The sequence below is a fragment of the Peristeroidobacter agariperforans genome (assembly GCF_004138335.1).
In the GTDB taxonomy this organism is placed as follows: domain Bacteria; phylum Pseudomonadota; class Gammaproteobacteria; order Steroidobacterales; family Steroidobacteraceae; genus Steroidobacter; species Steroidobacter agariperforans.
This window is the reverse complement of the sequence record NZ_RYFW01000005.1, coordinates 106,252-129,131: the sequence shown is the minus strand read 5'-3', so window position 1 is coordinate 129,131 and position 22,880 is coordinate 106,252. Positions and strand designations below refer to the sequence as shown.

The 22,880-nt window shown below is 63.3% G+C and carries 20 protein-coding genes; 3 read left to right on the top strand and 17 right to left on the bottom strand.

Annotated features, from left to right (window positions below; genetic code table 11):
- Window positions 1-6 precede the first annotated feature (6 nt).
- Entirely contained in the window at window positions 7-3,294 is a 3,288-nt protein-coding gene (locus EK373_RS28355; RefSeq protein WP_129648202.1) for a LamG-like jellyroll fold domain-containing protein, read from the bottom strand.
- Between the two features lie 147 nt (window positions 3,295-3,441).
- Between EK373_RS28355 and EK373_RS28350 the strand changes: the two genes are divergently transcribed.
- Window positions 3,442-3,990 carry a hypothetical protein gene (locus tag EK373_RS28350; protein WP_129648200.1) on the top strand — a complete coding sequence of 183 codons (549 nt, stop codon included), beginning with the start codon at window positions 3,442-3,444 and terminating at the stop codon, window positions 3,988-3,990.
- 4 nt (window positions 3,991-3,994) lie between these two features.
- On the opposite strand, the gene EK373_RS28345 is transcribed toward EK373_RS28350, so the two are convergent.
- Both EK373_RS28345 and EK373_RS28340 read right to left on the bottom strand, forming a co-directional pair.
- Window positions 3,995-4,348, bottom strand: a complete 354-nt coding sequence (locus tag EK373_RS28345) for a DUF6152 family protein (RefSeq protein ID WP_198683714.1) — start codon at window positions 4,346-4,348, stop codon at window positions 3,995-3,997.
- A gap of 118 nt (window positions 4,349-4,466) precedes the next feature.
- The gene (locus EK373_RS28340; protein ID WP_129648199.1) at window positions 4,467-4,853 is read right to left on the bottom strand and encodes a PEP-CTERM sorting domain-containing protein; all 387 of its coding nucleotides are present in this window, start codon (window positions 4,851-4,853) and stop codon (window positions 4,467-4,469) included.
- A 189-nt stretch (window positions 4,854-5,042) separates the two neighbouring features.
- On the opposite strand from EK373_RS28340, the gene EK373_RS28335 reads away from it, so the two are divergent.
- Both EK373_RS28335 and EK373_RS28330 read left to right on the top strand, forming a co-directional pair.
- Window positions 5,043-6,215, top strand: coding sequence for an alpha/beta hydrolase fold domain-containing protein (locus EK373_RS28335; protein ID WP_129648197.1), 1,173 nt, complete (start codon window positions 5,043-5,045; stop codon window positions 6,213-6,215).
- Between the two features lie 4 nt (window positions 6,216-6,219).
- Complete coding sequence (locus EK373_RS28330) at window positions 6,220-7,473, top strand: DUF418 domain-containing protein (RefSeq protein WP_129648195.1); 1,254 nt, start codon at window positions 6,220-6,222, stop codon at window positions 7,471-7,473.
- Between the two features lie 6 nt (window positions 7,474-7,479).
- On the opposite strand, the gene EK373_RS28325 is transcribed toward EK373_RS28330, so the two are convergent.
- From EK373_RS28325 to EK373_RS28260, 14 genes are all read right to left on the bottom strand, one after another.
- Window positions 7,480-8,040, bottom strand: a complete 561-nt coding sequence (locus EK373_RS28325; RefSeq protein ID WP_129648193.1) for a hypothetical protein — start codon at window positions 8,038-8,040, stop codon at window positions 7,480-7,482.
- Window positions 8,040-8,273: a hypothetical protein gene (locus EK373_RS28320; RefSeq protein WP_129648191.1), complete on the bottom strand. Its 234-nt coding sequence runs from the start codon at window positions 8,271-8,273 to the stop codon at window positions 8,040-8,042. The genes EK373_RS28325 and EK373_RS28320 overlap by 1 nt, the downstream gene beginning before the upstream one ends.
- Window positions 8,270-10,303, bottom strand: a complete 2,034-nt coding sequence (locus EK373_RS28315; protein WP_129648189.1) for a carbon starvation CstA family protein — start codon at window positions 10,301-10,303, stop codon at window positions 8,270-8,272. The genes EK373_RS28320 and EK373_RS28315 overlap by 4 nt, the downstream gene beginning before the upstream one ends.
- 78 nt (window positions 10,304-10,381) lie before the next feature.
- A complete protein-coding gene (locus EK373_RS28310; protein WP_129648187.1) occupies window positions 10,382-11,695 on the bottom strand; it encodes a cytochrome c in 1,314 nt (437 codons plus the stop codon).
- Window positions 11,696-11,754: 59 nt separating this feature from the next.
- Window positions 11,755-12,180, bottom strand: a complete 426-nt coding sequence (locus EK373_RS28305; RefSeq protein ID WP_129648185.1) for a CHRD domain-containing protein — start codon at window positions 12,178-12,180, stop codon at window positions 11,755-11,757.
- 193 nt (window positions 12,181-12,373) lie between these two features.
- Window positions 12,374-12,844: an Lrp/AsnC family transcriptional regulator gene (locus tag EK373_RS28300; RefSeq protein ID WP_116811970.1), complete on the bottom strand. Its 471-nt coding sequence runs from the start codon at window positions 12,842-12,844 to the stop codon at window positions 12,374-12,376.
- 288 nt (window positions 12,845-13,132) lie between these two features.
- A complete protein-coding gene (locus tag EK373_RS28295; protein WP_129648183.1) occupies window positions 13,133-13,606 on the bottom strand; it encodes an Lrp/AsnC family transcriptional regulator in 474 nt (157 codons plus the stop codon).
- Between the two features lie 23 nt (window positions 13,607-13,629).
- A complete protein-coding gene (lpdA, locus tag EK373_RS28290; RefSeq protein ID WP_129648181.1) occupies window positions 13,630-15,033 on the bottom strand; it encodes a dihydrolipoyl dehydrogenase in 1,404 nt (467 codons plus the stop codon).
- Window positions 15,034-15,037: 4 nt separating this feature from the next.
- Window positions 15,038-16,450 (bottom strand): dihydrolipoamide acetyltransferase family protein, encoded by a 1,413-nt coding sequence (locus EK373_RS28285; protein WP_129648179.1) that lies wholly within the window; start codon window positions 16,448-16,450, stop codon window positions 15,038-15,040.
- A 3-nt stretch (window positions 16,451-16,453) separates the two neighbouring features.
- Window positions 16,454-17,467 carry an alpha-ketoacid dehydrogenase subunit beta gene (locus EK373_RS28280; protein ID WP_129648177.1) on the bottom strand — a complete coding sequence of 338 codons (1,014 nt, stop codon included), beginning with the start codon at window positions 17,465-17,467 and terminating at the stop codon, window positions 16,454-16,456.
- Window positions 17,468-17,470: 3 nt separating this feature from the next.
- Complete coding sequence (locus EK373_RS28275) at window positions 17,471-18,748, bottom strand: thiamine pyrophosphate-dependent enzyme (protein ID WP_129648175.1); 1,278 nt, start codon at window positions 18,746-18,748, stop codon at window positions 17,471-17,473.
- Between the two features lie 160 nt (window positions 18,749-18,908).
- Window positions 18,909-20,012: a hypothetical protein gene (locus EK373_RS28270; RefSeq protein ID WP_198683713.1), complete on the bottom strand. Its 1,104-nt coding sequence runs from the start codon at window positions 20,010-20,012 to the stop codon at window positions 18,909-18,911.
- A 26-nt stretch (window positions 20,013-20,038) separates the two neighbouring features.
- Entirely contained in the window at window positions 20,039-21,442 is a 1,404-nt protein-coding gene (locus tag EK373_RS28265; protein WP_232831340.1) for a COG4315 family predicted lipoprotein, read from the bottom strand.
- Window positions 21,443-21,512: 70 nt separating this feature from the next.
- Complete coding sequence (locus EK373_RS28260) at window positions 21,513-22,862, bottom strand: DUF1552 domain-containing protein (protein WP_129648171.1); 1,350 nt, start codon at window positions 22,860-22,862, stop codon at window positions 21,513-21,515.
- Window positions 22,863-22,880 lie beyond the last annotated feature (18 nt).

Here is a 22,880-nt window from a genome sequence, read left to right as displayed (position 1 = left end):
AGGGCGTTAACCGTCGCCCTCGGCATACAACTCACTGACCGCCTCGGCATTCACGGCCTCGTCATAGATCTTCAGCTGATCGACCAGGCCCGTGTATGGCACATCCCAAAAATTCACGCCCAGGGCAAACTGGCGTTGCGCCGCGGGCGCAAAGACATCCGGGAACCCGGACATCGTGCTCACCAATGTGCCGTTCAGATACAGCCGCAAGCTGCCGTGGTCGACCGACATCACCAGGTGCGACCACGAGCCGACGGGAATGGAGGAGTTGAACGAGCCATCGAACCACGCCGTGCCCGACCACAACATGGTCGGCTGCGTCGAGCCCGGGCCCCTCGGCACAAGGCTGATCCAGCTGGTCGGACTGGCCCAGCCGAAGAACGCGGTCGTGAACTGCGACACCCCCGTCGGCTGCAGCCACATCGCGATCGAGTAGCTGTGATCGTCGATCAACCCATCGGGCAGCCGTATACCGGAGGCGCCGTTCAACACCAGCGCGCTGCCAGCCGCACCGGGCGCGAACGAGATCGTTCCGCCGGCCTGATCCACCCGCGGGCCAGTGACGACGCCGGGACCAAACACGCCGCGGGACGCATTCAAGTCGTTCTCGAAGTCATAGGCGGCAATCGGCTGTGGCGGCGCGAGCGAGCGGACCGTCACATCGAACGTCTTCGTCGTCTGCGCGCCGTTGAGCGTAATGGTCGCCGTCAACGTCACATTCACATCCGGCGAATTGCGATCCGGACGCGTCACCTGACCCGTCGGACTCAACACGTCCGGATGGGACGACGCCCAGCTCACGACCGACGCGTAGGGTCCGGTGCGCGGCAATTCGAGATCCGACTGCACGGCGCTCACATCGCCGAGATCCAGGATCTGCGCCGCCGATTGCAGCAGCTGCGCACCGGAGAGACGATCGATGTCGAGCCCCCGAATCTCCGCCGCGGTCAGGCTGGCCTCGTAGATTTTCAGCTCATCGATCAAGCCGTCGAACGGCAGATCCCAGTAGTTCACGCCGAGCGCGAACTTGCCCCGTCGAGTGCTGAAGAAGTCGGTGAGCGTGCCCGCACCGAACCTCCGCACGCCATTCAAATACACCGACACGACACCGCGATTCACCGAAAACGCAACGTGCGTCCAGGCATTCGCCGGGATGCGCTCGCCCGCGCTGCCATCGAACCACGCCTCGCTGCCACTCCAAAGCATCGTGTTGCCGTCCCAGCTGTGCGGCACGAGACTGATCCAGCGATTCGAGGATGGCACGCCCGCGGCATCGGTTTGCTCATCGACTGCACCGAAGAACGCCGTCGTGAACTGCGCGAGCACGCGCGGGTTCGCCCAGAACGACACGGTGTACTCGTAATTGTCGATCACGCCTTCGGGCAACAACACACCGGAGGCGCCCCCGAGACTGACGGCCTGGCCCTGCTGACCCGGCGCGAAGCTGACTGACCCCAAGTTCCAGATGCGATTGCCCGTCGCGGTCGCGGCGGTGAATCGACCGAGCGCTTCGTCCAATGAATTCTCGAAGCTGAACTGCGCGACGCGATTGAATGGCAGGCGCGCGGGCACGGTCACCTGGAACTGCCGCTGCATCGTCACGCCATTCAACGTCATCGTCGCGGTCAGGGTGACGATGCGATCGCCCTCGCCCACGTTCGGCCGAATGACCGTGCCATCGGCTTGAATGACGGACGGATCGCTCGAGGACCAGACAATCGCCGTCGCCCGCGTGCCGCGAGTCGGCAGATCCAACGTGCCGGCCTTGATGGTCTGCGGCAGCGACAAGGCGTCGGCCACATCTTCGAGCGCCTGACGCGTGGTGCGCTTCTCGAGCTTCGAGCCCCAGATCGACACGCCTTCGCTCGAGAGCGCCGTGAAGCTCGGCACGAGCTTGCTCGCCGCTTCGTTCCACTGCCACGCCAGCCGGCCTTCGTAAACCTGATCGCTGCCGTCGAGCTGGATGCTGATGCGATTGGGGTCGCCAAAGTAGCGGCGATACTGGCCCGTCACCTCGCCCGTGATGGAGTAGTCGGCGTTCAGGGAGATGTAGACCGACTGCTTCGGCTGGCGATTGATGTCCTTGCCCAGGTTGATGAACTTGTAGTCGCCGAGCGCATCGTGCGCGTCGACGATGTTCTGGCCCTTGATCGGCGCGTAGCGATGCGGGGAGGCCACGAGCCAGCCGTCCGCATTGACGAACATTTCGTGCACCCGAATCGAATGGCCTTCGCCGCGATTCGGAAAGCGCGTGTGCGTGATCAGGAAATGTTTCTTGGAGGCGGCATCGTAATAGGCCGAATTGTGGCCCGGTGAGAGATAGCCGCGCGCCGTTTCGCGATCGCCCGGCGCCGCGGCGAAGTTGAAGCCGCCCATCAGCTTCACGCCATAGGGCGCGATGCTGTCCCAGTTGCCGCGCGCACCGGCCATGTCCCGGCCTTGCGCATCGAGATACGGACCATCGGGATTGCGCGATCGGGCAATACGAATGTTGTAGCCGTCGGTGGAAACAAAGCCGCCGAAGGACGTGAACAGGTAGTAATAGTTCGTCTGCGGGCTGTAGAGAACGTAGCTGCCTTCGATGGCGCTGTGATCGCCGCCCGCCAGGTGTTTGCCATAGCCCTGCCCGGGCAGCGGCCTGCCGGTCGTCTCATCCATCTTCAAGATGAAAATGCCGCCCGAATACGAGCCGTAGGTCATCCACAGCTTGCCTTGCTTGTCATAGAAAACATCCGGATCGATGGTGTTCGGATGAACCGTCGCATCGTAGCTTGCGATGCCCTCCGGCCCGTAGCCCGCCGCGATCTCCGCGGCCGACATGCCCGAGCGCAGGAAGATGCCCTCGTTCGCATACGGCCCTTCGATGTGATCGGACGTTGCAACACCGAGATACGAGCGCGGCCCGGTGCACTCGCCGTTCGGCGGGATGCCGCAGAAACTGTAGTAAAAGTGATACTTGCCGTTCTTGAACTTGATGACATCCGCGGCCCAGGAGCCCGGCACGCCGGTCCACGCCGTGCCCTCGGCAGGGATCGTGCTCCACAGGGGATTTGCGGCGTCGACGCCATTCGCGACGAACTGCCAGTTCATCAAATCCGTGGTGCGCGCGGCGGCGAGGTGCGAGCCGAAAACATAATAATTACCGTCATCGGCGCGAATCACGGAGGGGTCGTGCACCGCCAGATCGTTGTGAGTCATCGAATTCGGATCGACCGTCGGATCCGGTGCATCTAACAGACAGCCGCCCACGATCAGCAGCACGCCCGCGGCGAGCGCCGTTCTTATCGATTTCATTGTTTATCCCCCGTCTGGTGCCGGCTTTATAACTCAGACAAATAAAGACTGGCAATAGCCATCGCGGCAGGCAGCGTCGGACGGGCTGGAACGATCTGCGGGGGAAGGCGTTTCTCGGGTGCTGACCACGAGCTTCGGGGGACGGTTATGGCACCTTCGATGGGCAATGCAGCGATCGTGACGGCCCTGTTCAAGAACGCCGCCGATGTCGAGCGTGCGTACCACACCGCACTTGCGCGCGGTTACAGCCGGGACGACATCAACCTGGTGCTGTCCGAGCAAACCCGCCGCAAATATTTCAACGTCGATCAGGTAGAAACCGATCTCGCCCACAAGGCCGCGGAAAGCACGGAAAAGAAACAACCGGCGGCGGCGAAAGTCGCCGGGCCTGCAGGCGGCACGGCGGCAACGATCGCCCCTGCCCTCGCCGCTGCGGGATCCGCAGCGTTGCTGCCAGGTTTGATCCTTGCCGGCCCCGTTGCCGTCGCCTTGGCGGCCGGCGGAGCAGTGGCGATTGCCGGCGGATTGGTCGGCGCGCTCACCAACTGGGGCATTCCCAAAGGACGCGTCGAAGAATACGAAGCGGAGATTCGTCAGGGCGGTGTGTTGGTCGGCGTTCAAGCACGCAACGACGCCGACACGGCTTACCTGCAAAACGAATGGCAAGCCGCCGGCGGCGTGTTGGTGCGTGCTTGAAGGTTTATCTCAGCTCGACCGTCTTGCCCGCGACGGTGATTCGTTCGGCGCGCAATTCTTTCTCATCGGTCTTGCTCTGATAGCCCTCGACCGTCGCGCTCGTGCCGGCCTTGAGCATTTCTTCGCTGAGGCCGCGAGTGGTCATGCGTGAGGGTGGCGCGAGCACCACTTCCCAGGTCTTATCGGCGGTCTTCAGCTGAATGGAGCCGTGCGGGTTGCCATAGCTCGATTGTTCGATCGTGCCGGAGAGCTTCTGGATCTCCTCGTTGTAACCCGTCCAGCCATGATGGGCGAGCGCGGTGCCGGCGAGCGCGACCGAGCACGCCCCCGCCCAGAGCATTCCACGTGTGCGACTCATGAGTCCTCCTCGACGCGATGGGTGTCCAGTCGCTCGATGTTACTCATCCGCACCGTGGACGCCAGAAGTCCGGCGTGCCTGAGCACGCCGGAGCAAATTTACAACCTCGAATGGACCGTCAGCCCTCGGCGGCCGGCTTGCGGCGACCGCGAGTCACCGCGACGCCAAGCAGTCCCGCCATCAACAGCGCCAGCGTTTCGGGCTCCGGGACTTTGGTGGTTGGCGGAGGTGGGGTCGTTGGAATCTCGTCGCAGATGCGATCCACGATCGAGCGGTCGTTCCTGCCCAGCCCGTGGTCGGAGGGTCGCAGCGGCACACGGCTGATCAATCCAGAGACCTCCGACTGCCGGCCTAGCGCCCGCGCCCAATCCCGGGCCTGGGGGGGCGCCCCGCGCGCCTGGGCGCCGGCCTCAACATTCTCCACCGAGATCGGATGAGCCTGCGCTGCTGAAGCCGCCATCAGTACGCACAGCCCGGTCATCGCAACCCATGATTTGTTGCTCATTTGTTAGATCCTTACGGAGCGGATGTCCGTCGCACGAGTGTGATCTTTGTACCTTGTGTCGCGCCGCCAGATGATCGTGGCGAGGTGCAGTGGTGCCAGCCCCGCACCGACGCGGCCGCTTTAGTCAACTCCCGCGACGACGCCGATCCGATACAAAGCACCGTGACGCTTAAGCACGGGCTAACAAAAATGATCGAGCGACTCGGCATCGTCGTCCTGGCCATGGTTGCACTCACCGGCGCGGCTCAACCGGAAGATGATTTCCGGCCCACGCCCGAGGAGCAAAAGCGCTATGAAGTAATGTCTCGTCCCGAGCACTGGTTCCTGAAATCCCTCGCGGGGCCGAGAGAAATCATCGACGGCCAGCCGCTCGATCCCAAGCTTCAGTATTACTTCGAAGAGCGCCGCCGACGCACCCCTGAACAAGTCCGATTCGGACTGGCCACCTTTCTGGATCCACAGGCACGCGTCGTGACTCGCGAGCGTCTGACGCGTGAATGGGCGCTGTTCACCAAAGTCACCGCGCCGATGCACGCGGTCGAAGATCGCAAGATCGATGGCCGTGGTGGACCCATCCCTATTCGTATTTACACGCCCAAAACCCACGCTGCCGGACCGTTGCCGCTGCTCGTGTATTTCCATGGCGGCGGCTGGCTATACAGCGGCATCGAAGCGACCGATCGATTCGCCCGACTGCTCGCGAACGAGGCGCAGGTGATTGTCATTTCCGTCGACTATCGGCTCGCCCCCGAGCATCTGTGGCCGGCATCGAACGACGATGGAGAAGACGCGTTTCTGTGGGCGCGAGCGAACGCGAAGCATTTGGGCAGCGAGCCGGACCTCGTGGCCGTCGGCGGCGACAGCGCCGGCGGCCATATCTCGCTCAACATCTCGCTGCGACAGATCGCCGCCAGGCGCCCCACCCCCGCCTACCAGTTGCTTTATTACACCTCGAGCGATTTTGCCGAAGGCGACGAGTCGTATCGATTGTTCGCCGAAGGTTACGGGCTCGATACCACCTTTCGCGCCTTCATGATCGACACCGTCTTTCCGGGCGAACTGCTCCAGAAAGCGACCAAAGAACTGAACGGCGCAAGCTTCGTCGGCATGCCCGCGACCATCGCCGTCTCGGCCGGCTTCGACATGCTGCGTGACTCTTCGCGCCGATTGACGGAGCGCCTGACCAAGGCGGGCGTGCCTGCCCTGTATCTGAACTATCCCACGCTCGCGCATGGCTTCTTGCAGTGGTCGGCGGTGGTTCCGGACGCCGAGCACGCATCGGTAAATACGGCGCGACTCTTCGGCACGGCGATTCGCAGTCGCGCCGCGCAGCTTCGCCAGCAAGCGCGCGGCCGGGAGTGAGTCCGTGACAATCCCAACCTTCGAACGCATCAACACGCTCGATGCCATCCGGGGCGCGGCGGTTCTGGGCATTCTGCTGATGAACATCGTCGACCTCGCGATGCCCGGCTATGCCTACTACGATCCTTATTACTATGGCGGCGCCGAGGGGGTGAACTTCGCAACCTGGGCCATCAACTACGCGCTCTTCGATGGCAAGATGCGCGGCCTGTTCACGATGATGTTTGGTGCGAGCACCGTGCTCATCGCCGAGCGCGCCTTGAACTCCGGCGACAGCCCGGCGCGCATTCACTACGCGCGCATGTTCTGGCTGCTCGTATTCGGCATGATCCACGTGTGGTTCATCTGGTATGGCGACATTCTGGTGCTCTACGCCGTCGCCGGCATGATCGCGTTCATCGCGTGGCGCTGGTCGGTTCGAACGTTGATCGCAACGGGCGTCGTGCTGCTCGCGTTGAAGCTGATGCTGGCCGCGTGGGCCTACACGGGGCTGAAGAGCTTGGAACAAGCTGCAAGTCAGCCTGATGCACCCGCCACGGTGGTACAGCAGTGGCAGGCGGTCAAAGAAAAAATGACCTTCCCTGCGCCGCAGACGCAGCTCGAGGGTTATCGCGGCAGCTATGTCGATGCGTTCAAGGCGCGCGCGCCGATCACGATGTATATCCTCACCGAAGCGCATCCGCTTGCGATGACGGACACTCTGGCGCTGATCGCCTTCGGCATGGCGCTGTTCCGTCTCGGCTTCTTTTCGGGCGCGTGGTCGAGGCGCACCTACCAGCGAATCGCACTGTGGGGGTTCGCAATCTGCGTGCCGTTACATCTTCCGCTGATCCAGTGGAACGATGCGGATCGTTTCTCACCCATCACGCTGCACATCACCGAAGCGTTGCACCTGTCGCTGCTGCGACCGTGGCTGGTGCTCTCGCATGCATCGCTCATCGTATTGTTCATGCAGTCGGGCATGGCGCGCTGGCTCGCCGAGCGATTGATCGCGGTTGGGCGGATGGCGTTCACGAACTACATCGCCATGAGCGTCATCTGCGTGCTGCTGTTCCACGGGTACGGCTTGGGGTGGTACGGCGAGCTCGAACGCTGGCAGTGTTATCTGATCGTGCCGCTGATTTGGGCCGCGTTGCTCGGGTGGTCGAAGCCGTGGCTCGAGCGGCATGCCTATGGTCCGCTCGAATGGCTATGGCGCGCGTTGGCCCGCGGGCAGCGGCCCACGCTGGCTCGGCCGGCGCCCGATCCGACGACGTGATCTCGATCAGACGGCGGTCTTGCGGTCGATGCGCTTCAAGATCTGCGGTGCGAGCTTCTCTTCCATCGCGCTCGTGCGCGGCTCACCGCGCTTGGGCATGAACACGGACACGCCGAAGCTCACATCGCCCTTGCGAACGGCAAGGCCATCGCCCCACCACAGCGCCTCATCGCCGAACTTGCGAGGCACGGGCTTGTTCGCGATCACGCCCTGGTCGGCGGACTCGTGAAAGGCCTCTAGAAACTTCTTCGCCATGTCGCGCCCGGCGGGCCAGCGCTGGGCGTTCAATATCACGAAGCGGCGACCGCGGCCGGGCGCGGCTTGATCCGGCGTCTTGCCCGGCTCGATCGTCCAGAAGCAGGTCGATGAGTATTGTCCGTCGCGCGAGAGGCCGTCGTCCTCACGACGGCCGTTATCGACCGGCAAGCCGATCGCGGCAGTGATCTCCGCGGGAGTGAGCAGCTCGCAGGCGTTGATTTCAAGCGATGTCTCCGCCGCGGAAGCGGCAGAGGCCATCGCACCGGACAGCACTGCTGTCGCTATCGCCGTCGCGAGCGTTCGTTTCATCAGGAGGCGAGCCCGTGTTCGTGCGTGGGTAACGACGAGGCGAGACTCTCACCGCAACGCTTGAGCGAAATGCCGTGCATCGTCGCCTTGTTTCTGATGGCAGAGCGCGTCCTGCGCAACGTGACACAAATGGTGTCGAGCGAAGCGCCGGCGGTCGCGAGCTGCCGCAACTGACGGATTTCCTCGGTCGACCAGGTGTTGGCCGGAATGGATCTGCGAAGTGTGTTGATCATGCCGCTCCTCGGGCCGGGGCCTCCGAGCTGGGCGGCACCGGCAAGCCTTGTACGACTCGCATGCACACGCGCGCGGTATCGGCGATCACGATCCAGAGAATCAGCGTCAGCACGATCGCCAGCACGGCATCGAGACGTTGGTTGAAGATCAGCTGTGGCGCGACCGCGGCTTGTTCCGGGGTCAACGTGCCAGCAGCCAGTTTCGATGCGATCTGATCGGCAGCGGCCAGGAAGCCAATTCTCACATCATCGGAAACGACCTTTTCCCAGGTCGCTACGGTGGTCACGAGCGTCAGCCACGCCAGCGGCACGCCCGTCACCCACGCAAAGCGCAATTTACCTTGTTTCACCAGGATGCCCGTGCAGATGCACAGCGCGATGCCGGCGAGCAGCTGATTGGAGATGCCGAACAGCGGCCACAGAATGTTGATGCCGCCATTCGGATCGATCACGCCGATATACAGGAAGTAACCCCAGCCGGCGACGATCAGTGCGCTCGAGATCAGCACGGAAGGGTACCAGGAGGTCTGACCGAGCTTCGGCCAGACATGCCCGAGCGCATCCTGCAGCATGAAGCGGCCGACGCGCGTGCCGGCATCGAGCGTCGTCAGAATGAACACCGCCTCGAACATGATCGCAAAGTGGTACCACAGCGCCATCATGCTCTGGCCGAAGGTCGAGGCGAAGATGCTCGCCATGCCGACAGCGAGCGATGGCGCACCGCCCGTGCGAGCAAACAACGTGGACTCGCCCATTTCCTTGGCGAGGAACGCCATCTGATCGACGGTGACCGGAAAGCCCCAGCTCGTGATCGTCGCGACCGCTGCCTCCGGGGTTGCGCCCACCGCGCCCGGTCCGCTGTTGATCGCAAAGAACACGCCCGGATCGAGCATGGTCGCCGCGATCATCGCCATGATGGCGACCGCGGACTCGAGCATCATGCTGCCGTAACCGATCATGCGCACATCGCCTTCATTGGTGATGAGCTTGGGGGTCGTGCCGCTCGAGACCAGCGCGTGAAAGCCCGAGATGGCGCCGCAGGCGACGGTGATGAACACAAACGGAAACAGTGTGCCGCCGAAGATCGGACCGGTGCCGTCGACGAATTGGGTCAGCGCCGGCATTTGAATCTCCGGACGCATCACGATCACCGAAATGAACAGCAGCATCACCGTGCCGAGCTTCAGGAACGTCGAAAGATAATCGCGTGGCGCAAGCAGCAGCCACACCGGCAGCACGGCGGCGATGAAGCCGTAACCGATCACGAACCAGGCGAGCGTGAGCGCGTCGAGATCGAAGAACTGACGAATCGTCGGATGACTGTCGACCCAGCCACCGCCGCCGACCGCCAGCAGCAACAGCGCGACGCCGATGACCGAGGCCTCAAGCACTCGGCCCGGACGAATGTCCTTCATGTAGACGCCGACCAGCAGCGCGATCGGAATCGTCGCGAACACGGTCGAGGTGCCCCAGGGGCTGTGACGCATGGCGTTCACCACCACGAGGCCGAGCACGGCGATCAGGATCACCATGATGACGAGCGTGCCGATCATCGCGGCATAGCCGCCGATCGGTCCCATCTCATCGCGCGCCATCTGGCCGAGGCTGCGGCCGTTACGACGCGTCGAGAGGAACAGCACCGTCATGTCCTGCACGCAGCCGCCGAGCACCGCGCCGACCAGAATCCAGATCGTGCCCGGCAAGTAACCGAATTGCGCGGCGAGCGTGGGGCCGATCAGCGGGCCCGGGCCTGCGATCGCGGCGAAGTGGTGACCGAAGACGATCCACTTATTGGTCGGAACGTAATCGCGTCCGTCGTTGAGCCGGACGGCCGGCGTGACTCGACTCGGATCGAGCACGAGCACCTTGGCCGCGACCCACGCGCTGTAGAGACGATAGCCGATGGCGTACACACAGGCGGCCGCGACGATCAGCCACATTGCGTTGATGGATTCGCCCCGATGCACGGCGAGCCCACCGATTGCGAATGCGCCGACGATGGCGACCAGCAACCAACCCAGTTTTTTCATTCGACCCCCGCAACCGGCAACGCGCCCGTGCGCAGCGCGCGTCGCCGATATTTCTTCACTGCTGAACGCAGTCCCGCTTTAGCGCTGCTTGGCCACTTGCTCTTCGCTGACCGCGCCACCGACGTTGCCCCATGCGTTGCGCATGTAGCTGGCAATATGCGCCACTTCCTCATCGGCAAGCTTCGCGCCGAAGTCGTTCGGCATGTCCTTCCAGCGCTTCGGTCCCGACAACTTCGCGAGGTGCGGTCCGTACAGGATCACGTTGATGAGCGAGGCCGGATTGCTCGCCTGCACCATCGGATTGCCGACCAGCTTCGCGCCCGCATCGGCGCTCAACGCGCCCAGGCCATCGGGCTGATGACAGGTGCCGCAGTGAAGGTTGTACAGCGCCTCGCCGGACTTGAGCACTGCGGCGCTCGCGGGCTTGCCGATATCGCCTTCGTTGGCGGGCAGGCTCTTCAGATAGGTCGCCATCGCCATCGTGTCCGCATCGCTCAGGTGACGCGTGCTGTTCACGATGACTTCGTTCATCGGACCGTGCGTCTCGCTGAACGCGTTGCGTCCGGTCTTCAGATACGCCGCGACTTCTTCGACGGGCCAGGGTCCCAGACCATTCTTCGCGCTGGTGAGATTGGGCGCCGACCACTGCCGGATCTCGCCGGTCACGACCTTGTCGTTATATTCACCGCCCGTGTACGCCATGCTGCTCTTCTCCGCGCCCATGAAGTTGCGCGGGGAATGACAGGCGGAGCAGTGACCCAGGCCTTCGACCAGATACGCGCCGCGATTCCACTCGGGCGATTGCGCCTCGTTCGCCTGGAAGCGGCCTTCATCGAAGAACATCGCTTTCCAGATGCCAAGCGCCCAGCGCTGGTTGGCCGGGAAGCTCATCTCGTTCTCCGGCGTCTGGTTGTTCACCGGTTTGATGATCTTCATATACGCATACAGCGCCGACACATCCTCATCGGAGAGCTTCGTGTAGGCGGTATATGGGAACGCCGGATACAGATGTGCGCCATCGGGCCGCACGCCTTCACGCACCGCGCGAGCGAACTGCTCCTCGGTCCATTTGCCGATGCCGGTTTCCGGATCGGGCGTGATGTTGGTGGAATAGAGCTTGCCGAAAGGCGTCTCGAAGGCGAGACCGCCCGCGAACGCGGCGCCACCGGCGGCGGTGTGACAGCTCACGCAGTTGCCGGCGCGCGCGAGATATCGGCCGCGCTCGACCAGCGAGTTGGCTTGATCGCCGCTCGAGGCAGCCGGACTGTCGGCGCGGCTCGAGTCCGCGATCGACAGTCCCGCGACGCTTGCGGCACCGAACGTCAGAGCAAGTGTTACCCAGGTGGCGGCGACGCGTGTGCGTCGGCCGCCTGCAAAGTTCAATTTCGTCATTTGTTATCGAGTCCGGCGATTCGGCCGCTTGATGATGGATCCGCCGCGCGCACCGCCGCTTACGGCTTCAACTGGCCCCGGATCTCTCCGCCCTTGTGAGCGGCGCTGTGCACGTTCACGTACAGCTTGCCTGCCTTGAACGCCTGGTACTGCTCTTCGGTGAGCTTCGCCCCTGGCGGTGTGGTCCACGCGCCGCCCTCGCCCTTGATGAGCGTGACGACCGGCGGACCGTTCTTACCCGCTTCGGCAAGATGGATGTGAGCGGCGACGCCTTCGATGCCCTTGGTCTTCACGGTGCCGCTGACGGACATGTCCTTGCCAATCGCGATCGTTCCTTCGCCCATGGCTGTGGTGGTGACGGCAGGCACTTCCTCGGCGCCCGTGAGCGTGACTTTCACGTCTTCGGCGCTCGCCGCGAAGCTCACGGCAAAGACACCCAGCGCGAGCAATGTGCGACCGACAATCTTCCCGGCACGATGCGTCATACATCCCCCTCGAGCGTATCGCTCTAGTGAGCCCTTGCGGGCCGTTGTTACAGCGCCGTCGAGCGGCGCCCTTGTTGCTAGCAAAAGCCTACTCCTGAGGCTAGGCAGGAACTTCGCGGAAATGCGTCCCCAGCTCGCGCCTTGCGCATGATGTATGCGTATTGCACGGTGCTTGCGGTGGCGACATGCGAGTTCAGATCTTCAGCGGCAGCGAGGTCGTCGACTTCACTTCCCAGGCCGCGACGAAGGAATTCACCTCACGGATGTTGGGCACGGTGGAGAGCTTGCCGAAGTAAAACTTCTCGTAAGCCTCCATGTCGCGCACGACCACGCGCAGCAGGAAATCGTAGGCCCCGAGGATCACGTGACATTCGAGCACTTCGGGAAAGCTGCGAATGTATTCGGTGAATTCCTGCAGGCTCTGCTGATCGTTGCGGATGACCTTCACCTGCACGAACAACTGCGTCAGCAGGTTCAGCTTGCGCCGGTCGAGCATCGCCACGATCCTGGTGATGTAGCCTTCTTCCTTCAGGCGTTGGATACGCCGATAACACGGCGACTGCGATAAGCCTACCGAGTCTGCGATCTCGGCGGCTGAGTGCGAGGCGTCCTCCTGAAGCGCACGCAAGATTTTCAGATCGATCTTGTCCAGACCTTCCATCATTCCCCCTCTCAATACGCGATCGGTGCGCCCGTAATGTGCTGGTCGGGCATCTACCGTTTACAAGGCATGTCTTAGGACGATTTTGTGCGGATCGGTGTGTTCGGTGCGTTTACTTATCAACCTTCTCGGCTTTGGTGGCGTAGTGATGCACGTAATTTGCGACAGTTGCAAGACGCTAACGTGGTTCCAGGTAATTTATGAAGAAGGTTTCAGGTAAAGGCGGAAGGCGCACGCAAGCGCCCGCCGCGTAAGGCGCGGCGGTGTTGCGTTTGGCGGCAAACTTCGTTGCTAGACGTGCAACGGCCAGGCGGTCGTGGTTTTTATTTCCGAGGCCGCGACATAAGAGGTGACCTCGAGAATGTGCGGCACGCGGGAGAGCTTCTCGAAATAGAACGTCTCGTAGGCGTCCATGTCCTTGGCCACCACACGCAACAGGAAGTCGAACACGCCGAGCACGACGTGGCACTCCATGACTTCGGGGAAGGCGCGGATCGCCTCGGAAAACTCGGCCAGGCTCGCGCGGTCGTTCTTCATGACCTTGACCTGGACGAACAGCTGCGCGCGCAGGCCGAGCTTGTGACGATCGAGCAGGGCCACGATCTTCGTGATGTAGCCGTCATCCTTGAGCCGCTGGATCCGGCGCCAGCACGGCGACTGGGACAGGCCCACCGCTTCGGCGACCTCCGCCGCCGACAGCGACGCGTCCTGTTGCAGGACCGACAGGATCTTGTAGTCGATTTTGTCGAGACTGCCATTGCTCATGGCGCTTCTTTCCTCGGCAGCCATTAGACGTGCAGCGCGTGGCCGAGACCGGCCAGCGATGCCTCAAAAAACGCCTCGGACAGCGTCGGATGGGCGTGAATGACGCCCGCCACATCCTCCAGCGTCGCGCCCATCTCGAGCGCGAGCGCAAACTCTCCGGAGAGCTCCGAAACGTGCGCGCCCACCGCCTGGATGCCCAGCAAGCGACGGTCGTGCTTGCGCGCCACGATGCGTACGAAGCCACCCGCCTCGCCCGCTTCCATCGACAACGCGCGTCCGTTTGCAGCGAAGGGGAACTGCGAGGTGATCACCTCGATATCGCCCGCGCCCGCATCGCCAGGAGAAAGACCCACGCTGATGATCTCCGGTTCCGTGAAGCACACGGCAGGAATGGCAACCGGATCGAAACGACGGCGATGGCCCGCGATGAGCTCGGCGACCATCTCGCCCTGCGCCGCGGCCTTGTGCTCGAGCATCGGCTCGCCCACCAGATCGCCGATCGCCCACACATTACGCATCGAGGTGCGGCACTGATCGTCGACGTGCACGAAGCGTCCGCTCATATCGATGCCCATGTTCTCCAGGCCCCAGCCCTCCGTACGCGGCCGGCGGCCGACCGTGACGAGCACCTGTTCGGCCTTCAAGGCGAGCGACCGGCCGTCCTGCGTCTTCGCGAACAGCGCGCCGGCTTCGAAGCCGATGACGCTCGCGCCCAGGTGCACCGGCACCCCGTTCTTTTCCAGCCACCGCGCGACCGGTTTCACCAGCGCGCTGTCATACAGCGGCAGGATGCGATCCTGGGCTTCGACGACCGTGACATCGACGCCCAGCTTGCGGAACGCGGAACCGAGCTCGAGGCCGATGTAGCCGGCGCCGATGACGGCGAGGCTCTTGGGCAGGCTCTGCAACGACAACGCTTCGGTCGAGGAGATGATCGGCCCGCCGAAGGGCAGGCCCGGCAGTGCCACGGGCTCCGAGCCCGTCGCCAGCACCACGTGCTCGGCGGTGATGCTGAGCTGACCGCCGCTGGTCTGCACGACGCAGGACTTCGCATCGACGAAGTTCGCCCAGCCTGCGATCACCTGCACCTTCGCGCGCTTGAGCAAACCGGCAACGCCTTCGTTGAGGCGATTCACGACGCCGTCTTTCCACTTCACCGTCTCGGCGAGGTTCAGTGTGGGCGGCGCGCTCAGGGAGATGCCCAACGTGCCGCCCTGCTTGGCGGCCTCACGCACGTTGGTAAATTTTTCCGCGGCATGAATCATCGCCTTCGAGGGAATGCAGCCGCGGATCAGGCACGTTCCGCCCAACCGGTCCGCTTCCACCAGGGTAACCGGCACGCCGAGCTGCGCCGCCCGAAGCGCGGTGACATAACCACCGGGGCCACCGCCTACGACCAACAACCGTGTCTTGATGTGTTCGCTCATGGAATCACCGAACGAAAATGGTGGCGGGCTGCTCGAGCACCGCGCGCAGGCGTTGAATGAATTCGGCGGCTTCGGCGCCGTCGATGACCCGATGGTCGAACGAGGAGGACAGATTCATCATCTTGCGAATCACGATCTGCCCGTCGCGCACCACCGGGCGCTCGACGATCTTGTTCGGTCCGATGATCGCCACTTCCGGACGATTGATGACCGGCGTCGCGGAGACACCGCCCAAAGGACCCAGGCTCGTGATGGTGATGGTCGAGCCCGTCAGCTGCTCGCGCGAAGCCTTGCCATCGCGCGTGACGGTTGCGAGCTGACCTACTTCGCTTGCGCAGTCCCACAGATCACGGGATTCGGCGTGCTTGATCACGGCGACCAGGAGGCCTCGGGTGGTTTGCACGGCCATGCCGATGTGCACCGGGGCGCTGCGATGGATCACGCCCGCTTCATCGTCGTAGGTTGCGTTCATCTGCGGGAACTCACGCAGCACTCGGACGAGTGCGCGCATGAGGAACGGCAGCAAGGTCAGCTTCGGCTGATCTTTGGCGCGGGTCGCGTTCAAGTGCGCACGGAGTTCTTCGAGCTCGGTGACGTCGACTTCTTCCACATAGGTGAAGTGAGGAATGTGACGTTTCGCGGCCTGCATGCGCTCGGCGATCTGCCGGCGCAGGCCGATGACGGGGATGTCCTCGCCGCCTGCGAGCTTCGTGTACAGATAATTGTTGCCGCCGCCTTGAGCGGGCTCGGCCTGTCCGATGCGCGAGGGACCACCCGCGCCGGTTTCGTCTGCAAGGTAGGCATCCAGATCGGCGTGAAGAATGCGACCGGTGGGGCCGGTGCCACGCACGAACTGCAGTTTGATGCCGAGCTCCTCGGCACGCCGACGCACGGCTGGCGATGCGGCCGGACGCTCGCCCCGACGCGGCTGAGTGCCCGCCTCGTGAGCTCGACTGAAGCCTGCGACGGCGTACGCCGATGAGTCGTCGCTACGGCTCGCGCCATGGCCGGCACCCGAGCCCAAGTCCGCGCTGCGCGATGGCGCATGCGCGGCGCCGGAGGCCAGCGCGACCGGGCCCGTGCCGGTGCGACGCTGCTCAGCACCGGCCTGAGCTGCAACCGCAGCCGGTTGCTCAGCGGCTGCGGTTTGTTTGTTTTGATCTGCCGATGCGTCGCCTGCGGTTTCCAGCACGACCAGCACCGATCCGACCGCGGCCTTCTCGCCCGCGCGGCCGGCGATGCTCTGCACGACGCCTGCGACCGGTGAGGTCAGTTCAACCGTCGCCTTGTCCGTCATCATGTCGACGAGCGGCTGATCCTCCTCGACGCGATCGCCGACCTTCACGCGCCACTCGGCGATCTCGGCCTCGGCCGTGCCCTCACCCACGTCGGGCAGTTTGAAGCTGTACTGTCCCATGCGTTATGCCTCCATCGCCTGACGCATCGCTGCGGCGACGCGCGTCGGCCCCGGGAAGTACTGCCACTCGAACGCGTGCGGATAAGGAATATCCCAACCCGTGACGCGCTCCACCGGCGACTCCAGCTGATAGAAACATTCGCGCTGAACCAGCGCCGCAAGCTCCGCACCGAAGCCGCTCGTCTTGGTCGCCTCGTGCACGACGATGCACCGGCCGGTTTTGTTGACGGACGCCATGATGGTCTCGAGATCGAGCGGAACCAGGCTGCGCAGATCGATGACTTCCGCATCGACGCCGCTTTCCTGCGCGGCGGCGAGCGCCACGTGCACCATCGTTCCATACGCGAGGATCGTCACATCCTCGCCCGCCCGCACGATCGAGGCCTTGCCCAACGGGACGCGGTAGTAGTCCTCGGGCACCTCCGAGGCCGGATGCACCGACCAGGGCTTCACCGCCACATCGTGACGACCGTCGAAGGGGCCCGTGTAGAGGCGCTTCGGCTCGAGGAATATCACCGGATCGTCATCTTCGATCGAGCTGATCAGCAGGCCCTTCGCATCGTAAGGCGTCGAAGGAATCACGACCTTCAGGCCCACGACGTGGGTGAACAGGCCTTCGGGGCTTTGACTGTGAGTTTGTCCGCCGAAGATGCCGCCGCCGTACGGCGTGCGCACGACGATGGGCACGTTGAAGTCGCCCGCGGAGCGATAGCGAATGCGCGCCGCCTCCGAGGTCAGCTGATCGAACGCCGGGTAGATGTAGTCCGCAAACTGGATCTCCACCACCGGGCGCATGCCATAAGCCCCCATGCCGATAGCCGCACCGACGATGCCGCCTTCGGCGATCGGTGTGTCGAAACAACGGTGCGCGCCATATTTCTTTTGCAGTCCGTCGGTGGCGCGGAACACGCCGCCGAAGTAGCCCACGTCCTCGCCGAACACCACGACGCTCGGATCGCGCGCCATCATGGTGGACATGGCCGAGTTCAGGGCCTGAATCATGTTCATCGTCGCCATGATCTAGAATCCCGCCTCCTGGCGCTGCTTCAGCAGCCGCGGATCGGGCTCCTTGAACACGCCTTCGAACATCGTCTTGGGGCTCGGGGGCTGGTTGCTTCCGTGCACGCCCTTGGCTTCCGCTTCTTTCTGCAGATTGCGCACTTCGGCCGTCACTTCCTCCTGCAACGACGCGTGCTTCTGCTCGCTCCACTCGCCACGGGCGATGAGGTGCTGTTTCAAGCGCGCAATGGGATCGCCGAGCGGCCACTTCGCGCCTTCATCGGCGGGCCGGTAGCGGGTCGGATCATCGCTCGTCGAGTGCGCCTCGGCGCGATAGGTGAACAGCTCGATCAGCGTCGCGCCATGATTGGCGCGTGCGCGCGAAGCCGCCCACTTGGTCGCGGCATACACCGCGAGGAAATCGTTGCCATCGACGCGCAGCGCCGGCAGCCCATAGCCCACCGCACGGGCCGCAAACGGCGCTTCATCGCCGCCTGCGATGCCCTGGAACGAGGAAATCGCCCACTGGTTGTTGACGACGTTGAGAATCACCGGCGCCCGATACACCGAGGCGAAGGTCATCGCATAGTGGAAATCGCCTTCGGCCGTCGTGCCATCGCCGATCCAGCTCGCCGCGATCCGCGTGTCGCCGCTCAACGCCGAAGCCATCGACCAGCCGACCGCTTGAATGAACTGCGTGCCGAGGTTGCCCGAGATGGTGAAGTAATTGTGCTCGCGGCTCGAATACATGACGGGCATCTGCCGGCCCAGCAGCGGATCGAGCGCGTTGGAATACACCTGACCCATCATCTTCAGGAGTGGATAGCCACGCGCGATCAGCAGGCCCTGCGAGCGGTAGCTGCCGAAGAGCATGTCGGTGCTTTCGAGCGCCGCGGCCTGCGCCGCCGCCACCGCTTCCTCACCGGTGCTCTTGACGTAAAAGGAACATTTGCCCTGACGCTGCGCGCGATACATGCGCTCATCGAACACACGCGTGAGCATCATGTTGCGCAGACCGGCGATGAGCGTGGCGCTCGCGATCTCCGGCACCCACGGACCAACCGCGTTGCCCTTGTCATCGAGCACACGGATCAGCTCGTAGGCAAGATCGTGCATCGCTCGCGGCTCGGCATCGAGCGAGGGCCGACGCACGGCGCCCGGCGCTGACAAACGAAGTTTACTGAAGTTGACCGGCTCGCCCGGACGGGCGGCAGGCTCGGGAATTCGGAGCGTCAGGGGCGCGTTGCGCGCCGGTCTGAGCGCCACCGCCTGACGATCCAGGCGGGTTGAGTGCAGCATGACAGCCCCCTAAACAACGTTTGTTGTCTACTTGTATTGGGGCAGTCTAGCTATCGCATCGCGGTTATTTCTTCGCCAAATTCGCGCCTCGAAGGCGCCTCTGCGCATGATCGTGGCAAGCATCGGTGCGCAGGGCCGAAAATTCCTGCGCACCGACGGGTTACTGCTTCGACACCAGTTCCTTCTGCTCCGGCTGCTGCACGTACACCTGCGTGAACTTCACTCTGACGGCCGAGGAAATCGCGGTGTTTTTGCCGGTTTTCGGATCGGGATAGCCATCGGCGAGACGCATCATCGCCTTGTACTGCGAGGGCGATGAGAGCTGGCCGTAGCTGTGATGGTGCGTCGACCAGGAGGTATTCAAGTGATGATTGAACGCCTTCACATCGACGAAGCCTGCCATCAAGCCTTCGGCGGCTTCCGGATCGAGCTTCAGCTTCAACTCGAAGCCGCGGAACACGTGATAGCCGCTGGTGCCGAAGGTGACACCCCACGGCAGCATCACGCGATCGGCGGGCTCCGTGATGAGCACGCCATCGACGATCTTGCCGTTCAGTTTGCTCACATATTCCTTGCCCCAGCGCATGTCGATGCGCTGCGTGCCGCCAGGAATGAAGCCTTCGCCGGTCGCATCCTGCAACAGACCGTCGCTGCCGCGATAGGTCGTGACGACGACGGCGTCATCGTTCTTCAGGCTGTCGACTTCGGTCAGCTCGATGACGATGCGCGTATCGTCGTAGCTGCGCATGAAGAGATTTTCGAAGTGATTGATCGTGCCCATCGTGCGGTAGTGGCCGATGCAGCCGATCACCCGATACAGCTGATTGTCGATGCCCTTCTCGCCTTCGGGACTCAGGAAATCCTCGGGGCCGATCTTGCCGTCCAGGTTCAAGCCGTAGGAGGTGTTGCCCTGGGCTTCCTTGAACACGAACGACTCGGGCGCCGTGGTCGGATGCCACTGCTCGCCCTCGCGCTTCAACTGCGCCTCGACGATGCTGCGCTTCTTGCCATCGTCGAACAGTTTCTTGAACTGCTCACGCGGGCCATCGTTGAAGCCCTGCGGACATTCGGTCTTCGCGCCTTCGGTCTCGTAGACGGCCCAGTACTTGTGGGTCATCACGTAACCGATGCGGCGATCCTTCAACGCACCGCCGCCTTCCTGCAGCGGCGCAGGTTGCGCGCTCGCGGTGGACAGCGCGACCGTCACCGAGGCGGCGAGCAGCGAGCCTGCGACGCTCATCATCCGAACTGCATTGCTCTTCATCTTCAAGCTCCTGAGGTCGCCGAAGGTTAGCGATCGTTGGCCGTGCGACCGACGTTGTTGTTGCGATAGTCGTCTCGCACCCAGTACGCCCGGAAGCCGTTGCGCTGACCGTTGAACTCACCGTAGTTGTCGCCGTTCGCATCGCCTGGCTTCAAGTCCTCGCCATAGGTGTACACGGGACGGCCGCGATAGGCCCACACTTGCATCGCGCCGGCATCGCCCGGCTTCGCCCACTTGCCGGTCTTTGGATCGATCGTGACGACCGTCCACAGGCTGCTGTCGGCTTTCGCGCCGGGGGATGCCTTCACATAGGGGAACGTCGCATTACAAACATTCGGATCGAAGTTGCCGCAGATGGCCATGCGATAGACCTGCGGGGAATCCGGGTGATCGCACGTCTGCTGATCGAGCGCGTCGTCGTTGCACTGATAGATATAGATGGTCTTGCCATCCTTATCCGCGAGCACCTGACCGATGCGCGAGTCCTGCACCGTGAAGTCCGCCGGCGGCGGCAGCGCACGCTGCGTGTAGACGTTGTGCCAGCCCGGATTGTCGCTGCCCGTCACCGCGCGCGCCTTTTTCTCGTGCACGTAGGTGTAGAGCGGCTGGCCGCGATAGGCCCATTGTTTGATGCCGGGCGAGCGCTCGACCACGCTCCAGTCGCCCTTGGTCTTCGCGGTCTGCGGAGCAATCACCGGATCCCAATCCGACAGACACTTGTCCACGCAGTTGGATTTGCCCGGCGCGTCCGCATCCGAGGCATACACCGAGAAGCCTTTGTACGTCGTGATCATGTGGCCGGTGCGGAATGGAACGACATCGAGCTCCGGGGGCACATCGGGCGGCGGTCCGATCGGCTGACGCACGATGCCTTGCGCGCCACCGGACAACGCATTGGTGCCGCCGAACACATCGCCGGCCTTCTTATCGAGGCTCGAGGTGTAGACGGGATAGCCATCGTACGCCCACTGACTCTGGCCGTTCTTGCGCTTCACCACGGTCCACTTGCCCACGGGCTTGGCATCGGCGGGCGCGAGCACCGCCGGCCACAGCTGCTCGCAGCTCTTGCGAGTCTCGAGCTCGGGCAGCAGGAAGCCCGGGGGATACGGGCTCATGTAGCCCGAAGTTTCTTTATAGATCGTGCCATCGCAGGTCGAGACACCGCTGTTACGACGATCGCCCGCGTTGCCGTTACGAAGATTGCCGAGCGGCCAGGTGTAGATGGTCTTGCCCTCGGCGGTCGCGAACACCGGGCCCTCGAGCTCGGTCTCGATCACCTGGATCCCGGGCGGCATCGGCACCTTCACATACGACTCGGTGTCCTTGGAGTCTTTCGACTGCCAGTACGGACCCGTCGCCGCCATCGTCGTCTGGCTGACGCCGGCGCCGACGAGCAGCGCCGCGGACAACAACCATCGAAGTCTATTCATCTCACTCATCCCCCTAAGCCCTCGGCGTCGACCCTTTGCGTCGGCCGCCGAGTCTTTCAATCGAAGCCAATCAGCTCAGCCGAGACACGAGAATCTCGCCGACTTCCTGCGAGGTGTTGTTGCTGTTCACGCCCCACGAGGGCTTGTCCACGCCCATGAGCTTGAGCGCGGTGTAGCCCACGCGACAGCCGGTCGTGCCCTTGCCATCGATGTGCAGACCCGTGCGCACGGCGCCACCGCAACGGCCGGCCGTGAAGATCGGAATGTGATCCAGGCTGTGCACGCGAGCGTAGCCGTGGTCGGTCGTCGCCATGATGAAGACGTTATCGAGCAACGTGCCGTTGCCCTCCTTCACCTTGGTGAACGCGTCCACGAAGTGCGCCCAACCTTCCATCGCGCGACGCGTGAACCACGAAGCAGTCGGCTGATAGCCGAGCTTCATATCCACCGGCTCCTCGTGCGTCGTCGTGTGGTGCGGCTTCTCGTAGCCCGGCTTGATGGTCGAGGAGTTCGCGTTGGTGTAGGCCATGTTGAAGACGCGCGTCTGATCGCACGCCAGCGCCATGACCAGCAGCTCCGTCATCATCTTGTGACGGATCGCGATCGCCTCGGCTTCCTGACCCATCGCCGGATCCACCGTGATCTCGCCCGGACGCACGCACGCCTCGATCGGCTCGGGCTTCTCCAGGCGCTGCTGGAACTGCTGCTCCAGATGACGCAGGCCGCTGAAGTACTGATCCAGGCGCGCACGGTCATCGGCCGGCACCGTCTGCATCAGGCTCTTGGTCTGATCCATGACGCCCGAGAGCACGCTCCGACGCACCATGATGCGCGGATCGGGCGTGAAGGTCTTCGCGTTCGGATCCGGGAAGTCCGGGCCGAACAGGCGCGTGTAGAACTGCAACGGCGACCACTCGGGGGCGTTCGGCGTGTTGCTGTTCTCGTAGCTGTAGGTGTTACGCACGTCGCCCGTGGCGGTTGCCGTGAGCGACTTGAAGCGCGTGCCGCCGCCGATCTGGTTCGCGATCGTCACGTCGATGGTCTCACCCGGAATGTCCTTGGTGTCCTTCGGCGCGGAGCCCGTGCGGGCGATGACCCAGCCGGTGTAGTGACACAGGTTCTGGTAGTTGTCGCGGAACGCCTGCGTGTTGGTGATGAGGTTGATGTGCTTCTTGATCGGCGCGAGCGCCGCGATCTCCTCGGGCAGATCGAAATCCTCGCCGTACTTCTTCGGCACGAAGATGCTCTGATTCATGCCGAGGCCCCAGCCCCAGGTGCCGAAACGAATCGGCATCGGCTTGCCGTCGGCGAGCGCGGTGCCGTTGGTGTTGAGCATGCAGTTCAACAAGGGCAACGCGACGTTCACCGCGGCGCCGCCAACCATACCTCGCAGGACTGTCCGTCTGGTCAACTTGCTCATGTGTGATCTCTCCGCAAC

Bases quoted from the DNA above. Each gene is read 5' to 3' on its own strand.
- EK373_RS28355 (WP_129648202.1), bottom strand. From the start codon at position 3,294: ATGAAATCGATAAGAACGGCGCTCGCCGCGGGCGTGCTGCTGATCGTG.
- EK373_RS28350 (WP_129648200.1), top strand. From the start codon at position 3,442: ATGGCACCTTCGATGGGCAATGCAGCGATCGTGACGGCCCTGTTCAAG.
- EK373_RS28345 (WP_198683714.1), bottom strand. From the start codon at position 4,348: ATGAGTCGCACACGTGGAATGCTCTGGGCGGGGGCGTGCTCGGTCGCG.
- EK373_RS28340 (WP_129648199.1), bottom strand. From the start codon at position 4,853: ATGAGCAACAAATCATGGGTTGCGATGACCGGGCTGTGCGTACTGATG.
- EK373_RS28335 (WP_129648197.1), top strand. From the start codon at position 5,043: ATGATCGAGCGACTCGGCATCGTCGTCCTGGCCATGGTTGCACTCACC.
- EK373_RS28325 (WP_129648193.1), bottom strand. From the start codon at position 8,040: ATGAAACGAACGCTCGCGACGGCGATAGCGACAGCAGTGCTGTCCGGT.
- EK373_RS28320 (WP_129648191.1), bottom strand. From the start codon at position 8,273: ATGATCAACACACTTCGCAGATCCATTCCGGCCAACACCTGGTCGACC.
- EK373_RS28315 (WP_129648189.1), bottom strand. From the start codon at position 10,303: ATGAAAAAACTGGGTTGGTTGCTGGTCGCCATCGTCGGCGCATTCGCA.
- EK373_RS28310 (WP_129648187.1), bottom strand. From the start codon at position 11,695: ATGACGAAATTGAACTTTGCAGGCGGCCGACGCACACGCGTCGCCGCC.
- EK373_RS28305 (WP_129648185.1), bottom strand. From the start codon at position 12,180: ATGACGCATCGTGCCGGGAAGATTGTCGGTCGCACATTGCTCGCGCTG.
- EK373_RS28300 (WP_116811970.1), bottom strand. From the start codon at position 12,844: ATGATGGAAGGTCTGGACAAGATCGATCTGAAAATCTTGCGTGCGCTT.
- EK373_RS28295 (WP_129648183.1), bottom strand. From the start codon at position 13,606: ATGAGCAATGGCAGTCTCGACAAAATCGACTACAAGATCCTGTCGGTC.
- lpdA (WP_129648181.1), bottom strand. From the start codon at position 15,033: ATGAGCGAACACATCAAGACACGGTTGTTGGTCGTAGGCGGTGGCCCC.
- EK373_RS28285 (WP_129648179.1), bottom strand. From the start codon at position 16,450: ATGGGACAGTACAGCTTCAAACTGCCCGACGTGGGTGAGGGCACGGCC.
- EK373_RS28280 (WP_129648177.1), bottom strand. From the start codon at position 17,467: ATGGCGACGATGAACATGATTCAGGCCCTGAACTCGGCCATGTCCACC.
- EK373_RS28275 (WP_129648175.1), bottom strand. From the start codon at position 18,748: ATGCTGCACTCAACCCGCCTGGATCGTCAGGCGGTGGCGCTCAGACCG.
- EK373_RS28270 (WP_198683713.1), bottom strand. From the start codon at position 20,012: ATGAAGAGCAATGCAGTTCGGATGATGAGCGTCGCAGGCTCGCTGCTC.
- EK373_RS28265 (WP_232831340.1), bottom strand. From the start codon at position 21,442: ATGAATAGACTTCGATGGTTGTTGTCCGCGGCGCTGCTCGTCGGCGCC.
- EK373_RS28260 (WP_129648171.1), bottom strand. From the start codon at position 22,862: ATGAGCAAGTTGACCAGACGGACAGTCCTGCGAGGTATGGTTGGCGGC.